The sequence below is a fragment of the Paenibacillus sp. GbtcB18 genome, assembly GCF_019091125.1.
Taxonomy (GTDB): domain Bacteria; phylum Bacillota; class Bacilli; order Paenibacillales; family NBRC-103111; genus Paenibacillus_F; species Paenibacillus_F chitinolyticus.
Genome location: NZ_JAGXJX010000008.1, coordinates 229,400 through 247,286 on the forward strand (window position 1 = coordinate 229,400; position 17,887 = coordinate 247,286).

At 57.2% G+C, this 17,887-nt stretch carries 19 protein-coding genes and 1 pseudogene; 10 read left to right on the plus strand and 10 right to left on the minus strand.

What is annotated here, in order from left to right; genetic code table 11:
- Positions 1-7 precede the first annotated feature (7 nt).
- Together KVT34_RS22390 and KVT34_RS22395 are read left to right on the plus strand one after the other, a co-directional pair.
- A complete protein-coding gene (locus tag KVT34_RS22390) occupies positions 8-1,666 on the plus strand; it encodes a glycoside hydrolase family 3 protein (RefSeq protein WP_217561253.1) in 1,659 nt (552 codons plus the stop codon).
- Positions 1,626-2,669, plus strand: a complete 1,044-nt coding sequence (locus tag KVT34_RS22395; protein WP_217561255.1) for a hypothetical protein — start codon at positions 1,626-1,628, stop codon at positions 2,667-2,669. The genes KVT34_RS22390 and KVT34_RS22395 overlap by 41 nt, the downstream gene beginning before the upstream one ends.
- Positions 2,670-2,904: 235 nt before the next feature.
- On the opposite strand, the gene KVT34_RS22400 is transcribed toward KVT34_RS22395, so the two are convergent.
- The 3 genes from KVT34_RS22400 to KVT34_RS22410 all read right to left on the minus strand — a co-directional run bounded on the left by KVT34_RS22400 (position 2,905) and on the right by KVT34_RS22410 (position 5,606).
- Positions 2,905-3,462 (minus strand): hypothetical protein, encoded by a 558-nt coding sequence (locus KVT34_RS22400; RefSeq protein WP_217561257.1) that lies wholly within the window; start codon positions 3,460-3,462, stop codon positions 2,905-2,907.
- 359 nt (positions 3,463-3,821) lie between these two features.
- Positions 3,822-4,757, minus strand: a complete 936-nt coding sequence (locus tag KVT34_RS22405; RefSeq protein WP_217561259.1) for a YwmB family TATA-box binding protein — start codon at positions 4,755-4,757, stop codon at positions 3,822-3,824.
- A gap of 249 nt (positions 4,758-5,006) precedes the next feature.
- Complete coding sequence (locus KVT34_RS22410; RefSeq protein WP_217561262.1) at positions 5,007-5,606, minus strand: general stress protein; 600 nt, start codon at positions 5,604-5,606, stop codon at positions 5,007-5,009.
- Positions 5,607-5,824: 218 nt separating this feature from the next.
- Between KVT34_RS22410 and KVT34_RS22415 the strand changes: the two genes are divergently transcribed.
- From KVT34_RS22415 to KVT34_RS22445, 7 genes are all read left to right on the plus strand, one after another.
- Complete coding sequence (locus tag KVT34_RS22415; RefSeq protein WP_042235981.1) at positions 5,825-6,601, plus strand: ABC transporter permease; 777 nt, start codon at positions 5,825-5,827, stop codon at positions 6,599-6,601.
- Entirely contained in the window at positions 6,598-7,392 is a 795-nt protein-coding gene (locus KVT34_RS22420; RefSeq protein ID WP_217561263.1) for an ABC transporter permease, read from the plus strand. The genes KVT34_RS22415 and KVT34_RS22420 overlap by 4 nt, the downstream gene beginning before the upstream one ends.
- A 219-nt stretch (positions 7,393-7,611) precedes the next feature.
- Complete coding sequence (locus KVT34_RS22425) at positions 7,612-8,532, plus strand: D-alanyl-D-alanine carboxypeptidase family protein (protein WP_217561265.1); 921 nt, start codon at positions 7,612-7,614, stop codon at positions 8,530-8,532.
- 31 nt (positions 8,533-8,563) lie between these two features.
- Positions 8,564-9,541 carry an ABC transporter ATP-binding protein gene (locus tag KVT34_RS22430; protein WP_217561267.1) on the plus strand — a complete coding sequence of 326 codons (978 nt, stop codon included), beginning with the start codon at positions 8,564-8,566 and terminating at the stop codon, positions 9,539-9,541.
- Positions 9,542-9,660: 119 nt separating this feature from the next.
- Positions 9,661-10,401 carry a VOC family protein gene (locus tag KVT34_RS22435; protein ID WP_217561269.1) on the plus strand — a complete coding sequence of 247 codons (741 nt, stop codon included), beginning with the start codon at positions 9,661-9,663 and terminating at the stop codon, positions 10,399-10,401.
- Positions 10,402-10,625: 224 nt separating this feature from the next.
- Entirely contained in the window at positions 10,626-12,104 is a 1,479-nt protein-coding gene (locus KVT34_RS22440) for a sensor histidine kinase (protein ID WP_217561271.1), read from the plus strand.
- A complete protein-coding gene (locus KVT34_RS22445; RefSeq protein WP_009676338.1) occupies positions 12,101-12,799 on the plus strand; it encodes a response regulator transcription factor in 699 nt (232 codons plus the stop codon). The genes KVT34_RS22440 and KVT34_RS22445 overlap by 4 nt, the downstream gene beginning before the upstream one ends.
- Here KVT34_RS22445 and KVT34_RS22450 read toward each other — a convergent pair.
- The 5 genes and pseudogenes from KVT34_RS22450 to KVT34_RS22470 form a co-directional block, all read right to left on the minus strand.
- Positions 12,781-13,266, minus strand: a complete 486-nt coding sequence (locus tag KVT34_RS22450) for a spore germination protein GerPE (RefSeq protein ID WP_217561273.1) — start codon at positions 13,264-13,266, stop codon at positions 12,781-12,783. The genes KVT34_RS22445 and KVT34_RS22450 overlap by 19 nt on opposite strands.
- Before the next feature lie 3 nt (positions 13,267-13,269).
- Positions 13,270-13,452, minus strand: a complete 183-nt coding sequence (locus tag KVT34_RS22455) for a germination protein GerPD (RefSeq protein ID WP_009676346.1) — start codon at positions 13,450-13,452, stop codon at positions 13,270-13,272.
- A complete protein-coding gene (gene gerPC, locus KVT34_RS22460; RefSeq protein WP_217561275.1) occupies positions 13,449-14,147 on the minus strand; it encodes a spore germination protein GerPC in 699 nt (232 codons plus the stop codon). Before gerPC ends, KVT34_RS22455 begins: the two co-directional genes overlap by 4 nt.
- Before the next feature lie 335 nt (positions 14,148-14,482).
- Positions 14,483-14,644, minus strand: a pseudogene (locus KVT34_RS31985) (spore germination protein GerPB); the annotation flags it as partial.
- On the minus strand, positions 14,641-14,868 hold the full coding sequence (locus tag KVT34_RS22470) for a spore germination protein (RefSeq protein WP_009676340.1): 228 nt from the start codon (positions 14,866-14,868) through the stop codon (positions 14,641-14,643). The pseudogene KVT34_RS31985 and the gene KVT34_RS22470, both read right to left, overlap by 4 nt.
- A gap of 154 nt (positions 14,869-15,022) precedes the next feature.
- Between KVT34_RS22470 and KVT34_RS22475 the strand changes: the two genes are divergently transcribed.
- On the plus strand, positions 15,023-15,526 hold the full coding sequence (locus tag KVT34_RS22475) for an Hsp20/alpha crystallin family protein (protein ID WP_217561279.1): 504 nt from the start codon (positions 15,023-15,025) through the stop codon (positions 15,524-15,526).
- A gap of 239 nt (positions 15,527-15,765) precedes the next feature.
- Here the strand turns inward: KVT34_RS22475 and KVT34_RS22480 are convergent, their stop codons facing one another.
- Together KVT34_RS22480 and KVT34_RS22485 are read right to left on the minus strand one after the other, a co-directional pair.
- Positions 15,766-17,133 carry a sensor histidine kinase gene (locus KVT34_RS22480; RefSeq protein WP_217561281.1) on the minus strand — a complete coding sequence of 456 codons (1,368 nt, stop codon included), beginning with the start codon at positions 17,131-17,133 and terminating at the stop codon, positions 15,766-15,768.
- Positions 17,123-17,824, minus strand: a complete 702-nt coding sequence (locus tag KVT34_RS22485) for a response regulator transcription factor (protein ID WP_217561283.1) — start codon at positions 17,822-17,824, stop codon at positions 17,123-17,125. Before KVT34_RS22485 ends, KVT34_RS22480 begins: the two co-directional genes overlap by 11 nt.
- Positions 17,825-17,887 lie beyond the last annotated feature (63 nt).

Here is a 17,887-nt window from a genome sequence, read left to right on the forward strand (position 1 = left end):
CAATCGAATGAGAGCGTGCAGCGAGCTTACGTTGAAGGAGAAAATCGGCCAGCTTCTGATGGTAGGTTTTGAGGGCCTTGCGCCCGATATGAATATCCGGGACCTTTTGGAGAACCATTTCGCCGGTGGCGTCGTGTTCTTTTCCCGCAATCTGGACAATCCCGGGCAGGCATTCGCTTTAACGGATGAACTTCAGCGGATGGCTGTGGCCGCGACCGGCATCCCGCTGTGGATCGGGACGGACCAGGAGGGCGGCATGGTCGTCCGGGTAAGGCAGGGGATCGGGCAGTTGCCCGCGGCGATGGCGCTGGGAGCGGCGCGTAACCCCGGGCTGCTTTACGAAGCCGCCAAGGGAACGGCGGAAGAGCTGAAGGCGCTGGGCATCAATATGAATTTCGCGCCGGTGGTGGACATCAACGTCAATCCGCGAAATCCGATTATTGACGTCCGTTCGTTCGGAGACAGCGCCGAACTGGTCTCCGAGCTGGGGATCGCCGCCATGCTCGGCTTTCAGGACGGAGGTATTGCCTCCGTCATCAAGCATTTTCCCGGGCACGGCGATACGGAGACGGATTCCCATGCCGAGCTGCCGGTCGTAAGGCATTCCCTCGAACGGCTTCGGTCGGTGGAGCTTGTGCCGTTCCGTCGGGCAGCTCTGACCGGGGCCGAAGCCGTTATGACGGCCCACGTCGGAATTCCGCTGCTCAGCGGCGGAGAGCCCGTTCCTGCCACTCTCTCCCGGGAAATCCTGACGGGACTGCTGCGGGAGGAGCTGGGCTTCGAGGGGCTCATCGTGACCGACTGTATGGAAATGGACGCGGTGACGCAGGGAATCGGCGTAGGCGAGGCCGTCGTCCGGGCCGTGCTGGCCGGAGCGGATCTGCTGCTCGTGAGCCACACGTACGCAAGCCAGCTGGAGGCCGTGGCGGCTCTGGAGCGTGCCGTGGCCGACGGGCGCCTGCCGGAAGAGCTGATCGACGCTTCCGTGGAGCGTATTCTTCGCCTGAAGGAACGCCGAATCGGAGAGCTGCGGGAGCGCAGCTGGGAAGAAGCGCGGCTTCTGCTGGAAAATCCGCAGACGCTGCGGACGATTGAACGGCTCCGTGAGGAGAGCATCACGGCCGTCAACCGTGAACCGGATTTCTGCAGGCTGTCTCCGGACGTCGACACGCTGGTGCTCTGGCCGCAAATCTCGGCCGCCTGCAAATCCGAAGACGAGCCGATACACGATGCTACTCTGGCGGAATTCCTCCGCCTTTTTATCGGGGGGAAACTCACGGAACGCGTGTACGGGACCAGCCCGAGTCCGGATGAGATTGCGGCCCTGGCTTCCGAAGCGCAGCGATACGGGCAGATCGTCGCCGGTATTTTCCACACGGCTGCTAATCCGGGGCAGCCCGCATTGGTCCGCAAACTGCTGGAGGGGGGCGCCAAAGTCATCCCGGTCTCCCTGCGCAATCCCGTCGATCTTGCGGCATTCCCGGAGGCCAGAGGCTTCCTGGCCTGCTACGAGCACCATCCGCATACCCTGCAGGCCCTGGCCCGTGTGCTGACGGGCACGGCGGAGCCTGCCGGAACTCTGCCGGTCACGATTCCGTATACCACGACAGAAGGGGGAGAACCAGATGAACGCCGTTCAGCTTCCGTTATCGAATCCGCCACTTAAAGGATTTTTGCGGTGGGGCTACACACTTTCGATTACCAGCGGGCATGAAGTAACGATTCCCTGGTTTTACAGCAATTTTATCCAGTTGTCCTGCACGAAGAAATTTCTCGAGGACGGCAGGCAGTGCTACGTCGATTTTTTCCGGGGCCAGCCCAATGAACTGAATTTCAACAATCCGTTCCTGCTCACATGCAACGTCAATTATACGTTTTTGGAAAACCTGGCGCCGGATGATTGGCTGAAGTTTTTTGCGGATCAGATCCGTAACGAGTATTACTGTATCGTTTTTTTGGACGAATCCAAGCTGTCTCCGGCAGCCTGCTATCAGCAGGAGCCGTTCCCCCATCACCTTTTTCTGTATGGGTTTAACTGGGAAGAACGGGTCTTTTATGCCTCCATGTTCGACCATACGGGAGTATACCGCAATCTGGAGATATCTTTCGAAGAGTTTCTCGATGCCGTAAATTCCATGAAAAAGCTGCTGAAGGAGGGACAAACGTCAGATCACCATACGTATTTTTACAAATACGAACCGGAATTCCACTATCCTTTCGACAAAGTAGCCGTGATTGACCAATTGCGCGATTATCTTAACGGGGAGACCCGCTTAAACCGGATCAATTACAATCCGGACGAGAATGAAGCTTTCGGAATCAGGGTATACGACTATTTGCAGATGTACTACGACGCCGTAGAGCAAAACGATCCCCGGTTGGGAATGCGCAACGATGTAAGGCACCTTCATCTCCTGTGGGAACACAAAAAAATGATGAGCGACAGGATCGAATATCTGGTGAATGAGGGGATCATTCCGTATGACGAGGAGCTTGCGGAAGGTTATAAAGATCTGGCTAAGAGAGCGATGAAGCTGAGGGACCAGTACATTCGCCATGAAATCCGCGAGGATAAGGAAGTGTTTGAACGGTTAAGGCTCCGGTTCAACCAATTCCGGGACGAAGAGCCTGCACTTCTGCAAAAGCTGATTGCCCTGCTCGAAGGTTGAACAAAAGCCCCAGGGAAAGAACCATCGGAACCGGATGCGGCGCATACCGGAAAGCCGGGTTTCTGCAAGGGGCGGGACAGCGGTGCGATGTGAAAAAAAGCAGCGGACAAGAGAGGGCTTCGGCGAGGAGCGAAGGACAGCTTTGTGGTTGACCACCGTCATGTGACGCCGAGCACCGCGTGCTGGAAGCTTTGCGCGGTGCGGAAGTTCTTCGGCAGGATATGATGCTCAGGGCTCAGCCCGCCGCTTCTAATGCCGGAGCCGAATTTTTGATCTGTTCGGCCAGCCGGGCGATAGCCGCGTCAGGCTCGGTTACGTAATACAGGTAGGACGAGCGGCCGGTATCCAGCTTCCACCAGAGCCAGTGCAGCTTGGATTCATTGCGGAGCTCCGCTTTGGATACCGGCGTATAAATCCGGCCGTCCGCGTCGACGAGAATAACCCGGCCTTTGGAGTTATCATAAGAAAGCCGGAGAGGCTCCTTGCCGGGAATAAAAGCGGAGGTGGCTTCTTCTTTCCGCAAAGCTTGTTTGGTAAGGGCCAGGCGGGTAAACGATTCAATGACACTCTGGTCACGGTAAGTAAAATTTTCATCAGGCAGATAAAAAGAGGCGGGCTGCGAGCGGGTCATCAGGTCGCCGTAAGTCATGGAACCCGGCACGAGCCTGTTTAGCAGCGCGCTTAACACGAGGGAGACAAGCACGGTCGTGAGGATCAGGCCTGCCATTAATCTACGCCCGAAACCTTCCGGCAAACTCCATTTACCGAACCATTGAAAAAAACGCAGTGTCATTGTACCGCCTCCCGGATTATAATTGTAAGCGATTTCAATAAAAGTTGAAATTAAACCGTGAACGACCAGATGCTTGAGCAAGCGCGATTGATGAGGCTGTGACTGTGAGCCGTTCGTGCATAAATTGTGCTTATGTTTCTTGGGCAGCCGCCGCGGAATTACTGTTTACCGCTGCCGGTAAGTTTATTTAAACGGATTCCGTTTGTTAGAAGCCGATTTTCGAAAAAAATTTCTTCCGGTTTTGGATTTAAAGGATCGATGTGTAAAATGAGCCCCAGGCTGCACATACGATGAGGTTCGGTAAAAGGCAAGCCGCATTTTATGCAGCTTGCCTGGCTTTCGTGGAGAACGAAAGAAGTTCAGTATTCGGTTGTAATGACCGGCGTGCCGATTGTGATCCGCTGCAGTCCGCTTTCGGTTACCGTGTGAACCGCGGCCTGCAGGTTGACGCGTTTGCCGCCGCTGATTACCGAAGCGTGAAGTTTAGGCGCGCTCATCGTGATGCTGACGGTCTCCCCGTCGGCATAACGCTCCAGAGGAGCGGCGCCGAGCCGCTTCGCGAGCAGCGCCTGAAGCCCGTCGGCCTGAGCCGCGGCCCCTGCCGAAGGCCGGGCTGCGGCTCCCTGCAGGACGACGTTGCAGTCCGCCTGCACGCCTGCCGCTTGCAGGGCGGCTTCCAGGCGTTCCCGGCGTGCTTCCAGCGCCGGAAGGCCGTCGGCTGCGCGCGCCTCCAACCGGGCGATGACGAACGCGCTGCCGTCGTCAAGGCGGGCGAGCTGCAGCGACAGCCCGCCGCCCGCCGCAGAGCCGCCGCCCGCCGCAGAGCCGCCGCCCGCCGCAGAGCCGCCGCCCGCCGCAGAGCCGCCGCCCGCCGCATAGACGGCGTGGCCGGAAGCGCGGCTGACGGCGCCTGCCGGCAGCGACAGCCGTGCCGCCAGCGCGTCGCCCGCTGCGGCGAGCGCGTCGTCGCCTGCCGCAGCAGGCAGCGGAGCCGCGTAGCGCAGCGTGACGGCGGCGTCCGGCGCGAGCACGCCGTCCGCGGCAGCCAGCAGCGCGGCGAGGTCGGAGCGGCCCGCATCCGCGGCCGTCGGCTTCGCTGCGGCGGACCAGCCGGCCAGCAGCAGCGCGGCCAGCAGCGCGATGCCCCAGAGCAGCCCGCGAACCGGGACGCCGCGCCGTTGCTGCGTTACAGCGGGATATCCTGCTGCTGCGCTGTCCGGCGTCCGGCCTCTACGTACCTGCGTCAGCGGGCTTTGCTGCTGTCGGGTGCTCTTCATCATCGCGTTTCTCATCATTTTTATCGCTCCGTTTCCCGTTCGAATCTAGCAATCTAGTAACAGCCTTGCCGGAGCGGATCGCTTTTATACGTCCTCGCATGTAAATGCTATAAACCTCTTATTGCCTCGGTCGGCTCTTCTTCTCACGCAAAAAAGCAGGGCAGGCCCCCAAGCGGCAAAACACGCTTGAGAACCCGCCCTGCTGCTCCCGCGGAATTACCGCCGCAGGCTGCCGGTGTATATCCGGTGAAGACTCGCGGGTCTTTGCTACCGGCGGAAATTGACATCTTCTTGATTGCTTAGAAGATCCGGATCGTCGTGGACGGCATGAGGGGTCGCCTCATACACGTCACTCTTCGAATGCTCATCGGCGGTGACGTTGTCGTCGCGGTTTTCCCGGAGAATCTCGTTGACCAGCTCCCACTTGTCTTCCGGCGTATCGACGACGAGGAGAATATCTCCGCGATCCACGCGGCTGTGATAATTCTCGATTTCTTCCTCCGGTATGCCCGCACCGACAAGCGCGCCCGTTACGCCGCCCGCTCCGGCTCCGATCGCCGCACCGGATAAAGCGGCAGCCAGCGGTCCTGCGGCAAGAATAGGGCCGATGCCGGGTACGGCCATCAGGCCGATCCCAGCGATCAACCCGGCCGCACTCCCGATGGCAGCTCCGCCAATGGCGCCTTTTTCCGCCTTCGTATCCTCTTTACCCGCAATTTCCTGTCTTTCCGTGTAAGGTCCGAACTCTTCTCTATGTTTGGCGAGAACGGATATATCCTCGTTCCTGTAGCCATGTTCTTTTAACGCTTCGATAGCGCGATGGGCTTCCCGGATCGATTGAAAAACACCTCTTGCTTTTCGCGTCATTACAGGCAACCTCCCTTAAAAAGTGGATTACCCATCGTTACCCGGCAGAGTCTGGAATGAATCGGAGGAAGCACCGCATGGAGGCGGTAACGGCGACAATGACGGCAAATTGAATTTAATTCGGGGTTGATTTTTATTGGCGGCATTTGGTAATATGGAATCCCTCTACACGCATTTCACGCTGAAACGATCGTCTACTGATGAACCGGAGGTGTTGGATGCTTTTTTCTGTCTTGGCGCGTAAAGCTTACGCGCGAAATTTGCAGTACCGGGGCGCGCATATGATTCATAACGTGTCCAGTTTTATGTTCGGATTTGTGTACGTGTCCTTGTGGGCGGGCATAGGCGAGAGTCATTCGCTGGGAGAATACGGGGTCCAAGGAATGACCGCGTATATCGCCTTCAACCAGGCCTCATTATGGCTGGTGCTTTTTATCACGAACGGTCTCGGCATGGAGGAGTCCGTACGCACCGGACAAATTGCCCTGGATCTGATGCGTCCCGTTCCTCTGTTTTTGCATAAGATGTACCGGGAATGGGGCCAGATCGCCTATCAGTTCGTGTACAAATTTCTTCCGATCTACATCCTCTATTTTTTCCTGTTTTCGATCCCGGTTCCCGGGAAGCTCTCCGTTTACGGCTGGACCGCTCTATCGCTTCTGCTCGCCGCTTATATTTCCATCTGCATGAATTACCTGATCGGCGCCGCCGCCATGTGGACGACCGAATCCCGCTGGCTTTACTGGGTGAACTATGCGTTCTCCATGCTGCTTTCCGGCTTCTTCATCCCGCTGGAATGGCTTCCCGCCTGGCTTCGCCAGCTTAGCTGGCTGACTCCGTATCCCTATTTGCTGTACGTTCCGGTGTCGCTGTTCACGGAAAGAACGACGCCTGCCGCACTGCCGGCAGCGCTGTTTTGGTGCGTTCTTTTTACGGGATTATGCATGCTGGCGACGGGCGCGATGCGCAAGAAGCTGGAGGTGCAGGGAGGATGAGAAACGGACTGCGGATGTACGTGCTGCTGATCCGGGCATCTTTGCGAAGCCGGATGCAGTACAAGTTTAATTTTATTTTCTCTTCTTTGATGGCGGCTCTCGTGAATGTGGCGGAGTTTCTGATGGTGGCTCTGGTGCTGGACCGCTTCGGAAGCGTTAAAGGCTGGTCGCTGCACGAGGTGGCTTATTTGTACGCGGTGATCTTGCTGTCCAAAACGATCTACCGGTCTCTGGCCTCCGATGTGCATCATCTGGAAAAATACCTGGTGAGCGGGGATATGGACGCTCTCCTGATCCGGCCCCTGCCGGTGCTTTTCGTCCTGATGACTCAAAATTTCCGCCTGCTCGTCGGAGAATTCGGACAGGGCCTGCTCGTTCTCGCGTATGCGATGACTCACATGATGTGCGGCGGCCAGATCGGCTGGGAAGCGATCCCGCTGACGGCTGTCGCCATCGGCTCGGGAGCCCTTATCCTGTTCGCGATCGGACTGGCTACGGCTTCGGCCGGTTTCTGGCTGACCCGGATCGAGGAACTTCAGAACGTGACGGAGGACGCGGCAAGATCCGCCGCCCAGTATCCGCTGGACGTTTACCCCAGCTGGCTTCGTTACATTCTGCTGACGTTCCTTCCGGTCGGGCTGGCCAACTATGTGCCGGCTTCCGTCATCATCCGGCATGAGTACGGCGGATGGGCTTTGGCCGTCGTAACGGTCATGGCCTTCGTCTTCGTCCTGCTGGCCGGGAGGCTGTGGAAGCTGGGTATTTCACGTTACCAGAGTACGGGAACATAGGGAGAGTCCACCCTACGTGTCGCCTTGGTTCGTCCGTTCCCGGCGGACTCGTACAGATCCGACAACGCGGCTGCTGCCGGGTGCTTGTATGAGATTTGCCCTTCCGCCTAAAGATATCGAGGGGCCGGCTTAACGAAGGAGACGAGTCTTTTGACGGCCTTGGTTCGTCTTTCTATATAGAGAGATACAGACAAGAACCGAAGGAGCGGAGCGAACGACGTGAAAAGGATCAAACGGAAAGTCCTGCTGTTGGCCGTCCTTGCGGCCGCCGGTGTCTGGTTGTGGACTGAAAGTAAGCATACGGAGCCGGATATCAAAGCCACGTCCGCCTTGCTGATGGAAGCGGGGAGCGGCCGTGTGATTTACGAGCGGAACGCGGAGGAGAGCCTTCCTCCGGCTTCCATGTCCAAGATGATGACGGAACTGATCGTTTACGAAGAAGTGAAGGCGGGCCGCGCTTCCTGGGAGGATCAGGTGACGACGAGTCCGTATGCCAGCGAGGTGACCGGTGCCCAGATCGGGCTCGAGACGGGAGAGAAGCTTGCCCTTAAAGATATGCTGGCCACGATGGCCATCGTATCCGCCAACGATGCCGCCGTAGCGGTAGCCGAACACCTCGGGGGTACGGAGGATGAATTCGTGGTGAAAATGAACGCGAAAGCGAAAGAAATCGGCCTTTCCGGTAAAACGGTATTCGCCAACGCAACCGGGCTGACGCGCGCCGATCTGGGGCCTTTCGCTCCCAAGAAAAACACGGGAGAAACGTTCATGACGGCTAAAGACGCGGCCAAGCTGGCGGTCTATCTCATCCGGGAGCATCCCGGCATTCTGGAGCTGACCGCCGAGGCGGACTATACCCTGCCGGGCAGGTTCGGGACGCTGAAAACGACCAACCGCATGCTGCCGTATACGAAAGACTCCTTTTCCTATGCGGGTGCCGACGGGCTGAAGACCGGGTTTACGGATCAGGCCGGGTACTGCTTTACGGGAACGGCGGTCCGGGACGGCAAAAGGCTGGTCTCTGTCGTAATGGGAACGGAAACGGCGGAGAAACGGTTCGAAGAAACGCGCAAGCTTTTTAATTACGGCTACGGCACACGCCGGAGTCTGACGGAATGGATCAAAGACATGACTCGATGAGTGAGAGCGTGAACAGAAGGAGGGGAAATCTTTGATTACCGCGACGAATTTAAACAAAACGTTCCGTACGCCGGTGGTCCGTCAAGGGCGGATGGCCGGTCTGCGGAGCCTGCTGTCCAGAGAATACAGGTCCAAAACGGCGGTGAACGACGTTAATTTCACAATCGGCCGGGGAGACTTCGTAGGATTTATCGGTCCTAACGGGGCCGGGAAATCCACGACGATCAAAATGCTCACGGGCATTCTGCATCCGACTTCGGGCGAAGTGCGGATCACCGGCCTGAGCCCGCAGCGCGACCGCAGACGGGTGGTCGCCAAGCTGGGCGTCGTGTTCGGCCAGCGAAGCCAGCTCTGGTGGGACCTGCCGGTCCGGGATTCCTACGAGATCCTGGCGGCTATGTACCGGGTCCGTGAGGAGGACCTGAAGCGCAAGCTCGCGGAGCTCGGAGAACTTCTCGGCCTCGGCGAATTTATGGATACGCCGGTCCGCAAGCTCTCGCTCGGTCAGAGGATGAGAGCGGATCTGGCGGCAGCCATGCTGCACGATCCGGATATCCTTTTCCTCGACGAGCCCACCATCGGCCTGGATGTGGCGGCCAAGCAGAGCATCCGCGGCTTCCTGCATAAGCTGAACAAGGAAGCGGGCAAAACGATCCTGCTCACCACGCACGATATGGACGATATCGAGCAGCTTTGCGAGCGTGTGATCGTCATCAACGGCGGGACGATCGGCTATGACGGCACCGTGGAAGGCATGCGGCAGCGGATCGGGCTGCCGACGATTATGATGATCCGGTACCGGGGAGCGTGCGGGTTTGCGGGCGGGGAGGCGGACAAGGAGTATCCGTTCCGCGTCACTGCCGCAGAGAAAGAAAAGCTTGTGCTGGAATTCAACCGCACGGACATCGGCCCGATGGAGGTCCTGCAGCTTGCCGGCGGATGGGGCGAAATTGCCGACGTACATATGCAAGAGCCGGATTTCGAAGATATTGTACATCGTGTGTATTGATACAAAACAAGGTACAATAGATGAAGGAATCTAGAGAAATTCCGGGCGTTCGGGACAGGTTGGAGGGCGCAGCGAGACAATGGCGCCCGGAGTTCCATCAACGCTCAGGAGGAATTACAATGACTTTTACCAAACTGGTGGATGTATTCGTGCCCGTCACCGATTTGAAGCGGTCGGCACCCTGGTACGAGCAGGTGCTGGGCCTTCGGTTGCTGGGCCGGGACGACCGGCATGCCAGGCTCTCCTTCCTTGAAGGAACCTGTCTCACCTTAGTTCAGCAGACAGAGCTTAACCGGTACGACGAGGCTCCCTTCAACGTGAACGTTTACGATGCGGAGAAGGCCTACCGGAGCATGACCGGAAGCGGAGTAGAGATCGTGGAAGAGCTCGCTCCTTTTCATCATATGCAGTGCTTCAAAATCAGCGATCCGGACGGCAATCCCATCGGTATCGTAGGCTGGAGAGAAGAAGCTTATGCCGGGACCGAAGGAGCTATCCGGCTTGGCGGGGCGTTCCTGCCCGTCCGTGATCTGCAGCGCTCCGTAGAGTGGTATGAAAGCAAGCTAGGGGCCCTTGTTCTTCACCGGTTCGCTTACAAGCTGCCTGCCCTGGATAAGGAAGTGGAAGCGGTTTCCTTTGCGAATATAAACGTATGCCTGTTTGAGACTCCGCGCTTCTCCGCTTTGGCTCATATGGCGTTTATGATCGGATCGACGGACCCCCGGAACGACTTCGAGACGCTGCGGTCCGGCGGGACCAAGCTGTCCGCGCTTACCAGAGAATTCAACCGGGACCGGTTCGGTCTGTTGGATCCGGATGAGAACGAAATCGGCGTTATCGGCATTTTGCAGGTAAACTGAACTAATCTTGCATGTATGACAAAAAGGCCGGCTGTTCGGTGTAAGGGTCTGTTCCGGGTGAGCCGGGCGGGCCCTTTTTTCTTTGCCGAGTGTGTTACCGCGCTTCCCGAGCGGCCTGCGGCGTAGTATATTGAGGACATACGCTTTTACGGCGGCGTCCCGGGTCATGCGTTTAAAGGGGCGCCCGGTTCTCGATTGAAATTCAAAGCAAGGGAGATACGTTCATGTCCATCCGTACCCGGCTGCTGCTTTCCTACATAGCCATGCTGGTCATCCCGCTTATTCTGGTCGGACTGACTGTAACCGGGCTGTATTTTATGCTCATCCAGGATCTTAAAAGGGAATACCACATCGACATTACTCACGGCAACCCGCTCAAGGAAGTCGCCCAGATGGAAGATGACAACTACAACAAAATCCGCAGCGCCATCGCGATAGACCCCCAAAACGCCGGCGATCCGGGACAGTGGAAGCAGTGGGAAGCTCTTGTGGAACGCGTGAATATGGGCCTTATTATCCGCAAGGACGATCAGATCCTGTATATTTCCCCCACCATGAACCACCCGGATGTCCTGAATTCGCTGCCGGCTTTCAGTTACTATTCGGGCATTACGGATTCCCAGCTGGAGAACAATTATTACCTGCTGAGGCATCATGACTTTACATTTCCCGATGGGGGAAAAGGCAGTATTTTTATCGGGACGCACGATACGATCGGCAAAAAATATTTTCTTAAATACGGACTGATCTTCCTCGCTGTCCTGATCGCCGTGCTCGTGCTGACGAACGGAATGATGACGTACCTGATGTCGAGAAGTCTGATTACGCCGATCCGCGCCCTGCAGCGTTCCGCGGAGCACATCAAGGAAGGGCGGCTGGATATTGAAGTGCGGCCGGCTTCCAACGACGAGATCGGGGAGCTTGCCGTTTCTTTTGAAGAGATGCGCCGCAGGCTCAAACAGTCCATCGAGCTTCAGATGCAGTACGAGGAAAACCGGAAGCAGCTGATCTCGAACATTTCCCATGATCTGAAAACGCCGGTGACGGCTATTAAGGGATACGTCGAAGGAATTATGGACGGCGTTACGAACTCCCAGGCCAAATTTGACCGCTATCTCCAGACGGTCTATTCCAAAACGGTCGACATCGACCGGATGATCGACGAGCTTTTTCTGTACTCCAAGCTGGATTTGCGGAAGCTGCCTTTTCAGTTCGAGGAGGCGGATTTAACGGCCTATCTGAAGGATTGCGTCGAAGACATGCAGTTCGATATGGAGAAAAAGGGAATCAAGCTTACGCTGGAGCTTTCTTCGGAGGAGCCCCTTCGGGTCGTAATCGACCGGGACAAGCTGAGGAGGGTACTCACGAATATTACGGAAAATGCGCAGAAGTACCGGGATAAGCCGGAGGGGCATATCCGTATCTTCGTTCTGGAGCGGCCGGAATTCGTGGTGATCGGCGTTCACGATAACGGGCAGGGCATCCCGTCCGATGTGCTGCCGCATATTTTCGACCGGTTTTACCGGGGGGACCCGTCGCGGAGCTCGCGAACCGGGGGGAGCGGGCTGGGGCTCGCCATCGCGAAACAGATCGTTGAAGAGCACGGAGGCACAATCTGGGCCAACAGCCGGTTCGGGGAAGGGACGACGATTCAATTTACCGTGTGTAAAAACCGGGACGAGAAAGGAAGGATGGCTACATGAAAGAAGGCGGACGCATTCTGATCGTTGAGGACGATGTAAGCATTGCCGAGCTGGAGCGCGATTATCTGGAGCTGGACGGTTTTACGGTCGATATGGAGCATCACGGCGAGACGGGCCTTCAGCGGGCTCTTGTAGAGCGCTACGACCTGATTTTGCTGGATGTGATGCTGCCGGGCACCGACGGCTTTGCCATCTGCGAGCGGATTCGCGTGGAACGGGATATACCCATTCTGATGGTTTCCGCCAAAAAGGAGGACCTGGATAAAATCCGTGGCTTCAGCTTGGGAGCCGACGATTATATCATCAAGCCGTTCAGCCCGGGAGAGCTCGTGGCGCGCGTCAAGGCGCATCTGTCCCGGTACGAGAGACTGAAAGGGCAGCAGGACCAGGACAAGGACGAAATCCGCATCCGCGGGCTTGTCATTAACCGTGCTTCCAGAAGGGTATACGTCAACGGCAAAGAAATTCCTTTCACGACCAAGGAATTTGATCTGCTCACTCATCTTGCCATGAATCCCAACCGCGTGTTCAGCAAAGATCAGCTGTTTGACCATCTGTGGGGGATGGACGCGATCGGCGATATTTCGACCGTGACGGTTCATATCCGCAAACTCCGGGAGAAAATCGAACCGAACCCGTCGGACCCCGCTTATATCGAGACGATTTGGGGAGCGGGCTACCGGTTCAAGCCGTAAGGGTTCGAAGGGGAAGCCCCGGGTTCCGGAGGCCCGCTTTCGGCTTCGAGATTTTCGCCGGAACCGGTGTAAGCGATCGTGCCCGTCGGGTTGGTGTAGGGACCGATCGGACGGAACTGGCGGATATGCTTGATCCGCGACTGCAGGCGGACCGGACCGCTGCCGCCCACCTGCATCACCGACGAGGCGGACACACCGAGCACCTTAACCGGGCCTACCTGGATGGTGCCGAGGTTGCGGGTCGTTTTTGCCGCTTCCGGCGGGAACCGCACTTCCGGATGAGGACGGGCGAAAATGGAATACGCTTCGAAGGAGCCTTCGTCACCCAGATAGACGGGAATTTCCCGCTGCAGGGCGAGAGCTCTGAACCGGGTGTGAATCCCGCCGTTGTCGCCGATCTGGAAAACGGCGGCGCTGGAGATTGAGAGCACTTTCGCCTGAGTGAGCCAAACCAGTCGTCTGGCCATGGCTCAAGTATGGGGCAGCGGAACGAGCGGTCCCACTATGACGGATTCGGGCGGGGTATCGAACATGGACGATGCGGTGATGGAATCGGTGTCCCCGATAAGGAAGGTCGAAGAACTGGATACCCCGATGATATAGACGGAGCCTACCTGCAGACATTTATTTTCCACATAAAAATCTACCTTCACGGATGTCCATCCCCTTTTCCTTCCTGATATTGAGCCAAATAATTACGGATGCCGGCGCGTATGTCGGCTTTTGTTTTTTCGATAAGTTTCCACGTTGCGTTCCCCGGCGGCTCTTGTCCGCCCGTATGCAGGAGATCGGGGGAGGAAGCATACTGCCGGACTCTGGCTTCGATCTGCTGCCGCAAATCGTCCATAACCCGTCTGCTTTCGTCCGGTCCGATGTTCAAGTGCCGCTTGGCCGCAAGCTCTATCAGCTCTTCCATGGCTTCGCGGTCGAGAAAGTCGTGAAGGTGCCGGTTGGCGGCTCCTTCGTCTGCGGCCGGGCGGCCTTCGCCGGCTTGTTCGGGCTCCCGGTTTTCATTCGGGGAGAAGCCGTCCGAAGACGGAGTTTCGTTACCCGGGAAGGAAGCGTCCATTTCGTTTACGGCGAAATCTTCGATTTCGTGCACGGTAGAGGGAGAGACGCCGATCGTCAGTGTGCCGTCAAGCTGTTCGACTTTCAGCTGATCGAATTTGTATTCGATGCGGTCGATATGTATGCCGCGCTGCCGTTTCAGCTCTTCGATCTCGCCGTGCATGGCTGCGGTCGTCTCTTCGAGCTTGGCAATGCGGGCTTCCTGCCGCTGAATGTGCGTCCACATCTGTTGAAGCTGATAGGCGTACAGATTGGGATCGCCCGGCCCGTAGCCGTACATAAGCTCACCTCTCTTTCGCTTTTGCAAAAATGCCGCCGGGGCTCATCCCCGGCGGAAGTATGAGGCCGCCTGCAGCGAAGGGTCCCGGGTCGCTGTCAGCTGCCGCGAGAGGCCTCCCGGCAAGCCGGCGGCCGCCACGGCATCCACGGCGGGAACGGCGGCTGCAGGTGGGGACCCGGCCCGAGCAGGCCGCCCGCTCCGGGATCCGCCTCCGCAGCGCCGGTGGAGCCGGGAGCCGCCGCCGGTTTGCCGGGCGCGCCCTGCCCGGCCGAACCGGCCTTGCCGGCTTCCGCTGCCCCGGGCAGGCCCCCGCCTGTGGCCCCGGCGAGGGGGCCTTTGCCGATTTCCGGAACGGGGCCGGTGAAGCCGCCCGTATTGTACTGGTTAGAGAGCGCACGGATGCTGCCTGCGCTCCCGACTTGCAGAACGGAGGAGTTGGACACGGCATCGACCCGGAGCTGATGGATCGTAATCGTCTGATGGATCGTCCAGCTCATGCCGTTGCCGTTTTATTCGCTTCAGCTTCGACGGCATCGCTGTCGTTCGTATTCGTGGCGCTGACGGCATTAAATACATGCGGCAAATCACCTGTATTAAAAGAACCTGCTCCAGCATAGCTTTTTGAACTGCTGTTTGGCGATATGACCAGGCAGTCCCCGAATTGAACGACAGAGCTGGGGCCTACGGTCAGTATTTTCACGTTTCCGACGATGGCCGGCATAGGCGTTCTCCTTTGCTGCGTCTTCTTTTATAGCTTATGTAGGGGAGCGCCCAGATGTTCATACTCCTTTCCCCGATTTAACGGATTCCGCAAAGAATGTTCACCACCGGGTGGCCTCCGTTCATATAATGCAGAAGAAGCGGGGGGAGCTGCGATGAATCAGCCGGACATGAATAAATGGCTTAAATGGGAGCATGTCGAAAAATTTCTCGATCAGCCCCAGAAATACATTGAGAATATCAAATGGATCGAAGGGTTCGTGCGCGACGTTTTCGACCGTACACTGCCGCCGCCCCATATGAACGCGGACATTCAGCAGACACAGGCGCAGCCCAGGTCTCAGCAGAAGGGCAAGCAGCAAACAACGTCCCAGCAGCCCAGGGAGACCGTGAACGGCGATACGTTCGAAACGCATACGGACGTTTTCGTCCGGTTAAAAATCCCGAAAAGCGAAGATCCGCGTTCGCTGCAGGTCATGGTGAAAACCAGTCACGTCAAAATTCTCGGGCTGACGGATGAGCCGAGAAAACTCATTAAGCTGCCCAGCCCGGTTCTGCCGAAAACGGCGAAGGCCACTTACAAGGAGGGCGTTCTGCAAATACAGGTGCGCAGGCGCAGGTATAAAGACAACTATCATGAAGCGTATATCGAGTATTGAAATGAAAAAGAAACCGGCCCTGACGGCCGGTTTCTTTTTATTGTGCTGGAGAGGGTTCCTTTGACCGAGGCTCTTGTCTTCCGTCGGGAAGCGGAGTAACGAAAGAAGCGAAACGGCAAGGGGGGCAGCCGGAAAGCGTACCACGTGCGACCGGAAGAAAGAAGGAGGGCCGTCCCACCATGTCTGGCGTCTTAAGGCGATGGTCAAAAGCGGTTGGTCCGGTTCTCTCTCGGGCTTTCTTAATCCTTTGGCAGCCTGACATGAACTTCTGTGCCGATATCCGGCTCGCTTTGGATCTTGAGGGTTCCGGCATGGAGCTTGACGATGTTCTCGGCGATGGCGAGCCCCAGTCCGACGCCTCCGTTCTTGCGGCTGCGCGCTTTATCGACGCGGTAAAACCGGTTGAACAGCTGCGGGATGTCCTCCTTCTCGATGCCGATCCCTTTGTCCACGACGGAGATCTGCAGGTGACGGGGCTGCTCCCGGACGATGATGTCGATCGGCAGCTGGCTGTACTTGATCGCGTTGTCGAGCAGAATGATCAGCAGCTGACGGATTTTCTCGGGATCGCCTTTCATCTTCAGGGGAGTGTCTTCTTCGGGAAGATCCAGACGCACCTCGCGGTCGAACGTCAGCTGAATGGACGCGGCCGTGGCCTGGACCAAGGGGCGCAGCTGGAATTCCTGCCATTCGGTCCGCTGCCGTTCGTCGGAATCCGCAAGAGTGAGCAGGCTCTTCGTCATTTCCCTCAGCCGGACCGATTCGCTCAGAATCGCTTCGATGGCTTCTTCGCGAATCTGGGGATCGTTGCTGGCCCAGCGCTTGAGCAGCCTCGCATAGCTCTCGATAATCGTGAGCGGGGTGCGCAGTTCATGGGAAGCATCCGCCAGGAACTGTTTCTGCTGCTCGAAATGCTGCTCCAGCCGGCCGATCATTTCATTAAACGTCTGGCCGAGCTGGGCGATCTCGTCTTTTTTACGCGTGGATTGGATTTCCAGCCGCCTGAATGTTCCGCTTCGTTCAATGCTTTCCATCGTCTGGGCCAGCCTGTGAATGGGGTTGAACACCAGACTGGCGTAGATATACCCGATGATAACGGATAGGACAAGCGCACCGAGCGTCGTATAAAAAAGAGCGAGAAACAGCACCTGCACGTTATCGTTCAGGGTGACCAGCTTGCGGGCGATTTCCAGCGAAGCGATCTGGCGCTCGTTTTCCATAACGGGCACCTGTACATACAGACAGAAGCCGTTGTCCGTGGAAACAAGCTTGGAGACGGTGCCTGTCGCGGGTATGAATTTGGCGGGACGCTGGAGGAGCGTTTCGTCCGTGTAGATTTCTTTTTGCACCGTGGAGTCCGGTCCGATGAGCCGGATCAGTTCGTTGGCTACGAGAAAGTCTTTGAGCAGAAAAGGATTTTCCCAATATTCGGGATGCTGCACCACATTTTCTTGAAGCAGCAGCTTGGCCGCTTTGCGTTCGATATTTTGAGTTTCATTGCGCGAATTGTTTTCGATAAAAAGATAGTAAATGAAGAAGTTGACGCCCAGAAGAATCAGAAAGAGCAGGGAAGTCTGAAGCAGAGCGAACCGCAGCTTAAGACTCATCGGGGCCACTTCCTTTTATGAGGTAACCGACGCCGCGGATCGTATGGATCAGCTTGCCGGGGAAATTTTTTTCGAGCTTCTGCCGCAAATAACGGATGTAGACGTCCACAATGTTCGTATCGCCTACAAAATCGTAGCCCCATACATCGGAAATGATCTCTTCCCGGGATTTTACTTCCCCCTTGTGCTGGAGCAAGTACTGGAGCAGATCGAACTCCTTGGGGGTAAGTTCGACGGATTTCCCCATGCGCGTAACCTCGCGGCTTTTCAGATTCATGAGGATATCTTCCGCCTGAAGAATCTGCTCGTTCTCCGCCTGGCTCTGCTGAGTCGTCAGCCGGAGCAGGTTGCGAATGCGGGCGAGCAGCTCTTCGATGGCGAACGGCTTCGTCACGTAGTCGTTCGCTCCCTGGTCCAGGCCGCTTACCCGGTCGGGCACCGCGTCCCTTGCGGTCAGGAGGATGACGGGGACCGCGGACTGCTGCCTCAGGCGGCGCAGCACTTCCAGCCCGCTCAGCTCGGGGAGCATGATGTCGAGCAGGATGAGATCCCACGGCTCCGCCAGAGCCATGTCGAGACCCTTGCGCCCGTCCTCGGCCAGGCTGACCTCGTAGCCCTCATGCTGCAGCTCCAGCTGCAGGACGCGTGCAATTTTACTCTCGTCTTCCACCAACAAAATTTTGCTGCTCATCCCGCACCTCCGCTTTTACAGATAGTGTTTGTGGAGGGGGCGGTTTCCATACGGAACAGATGA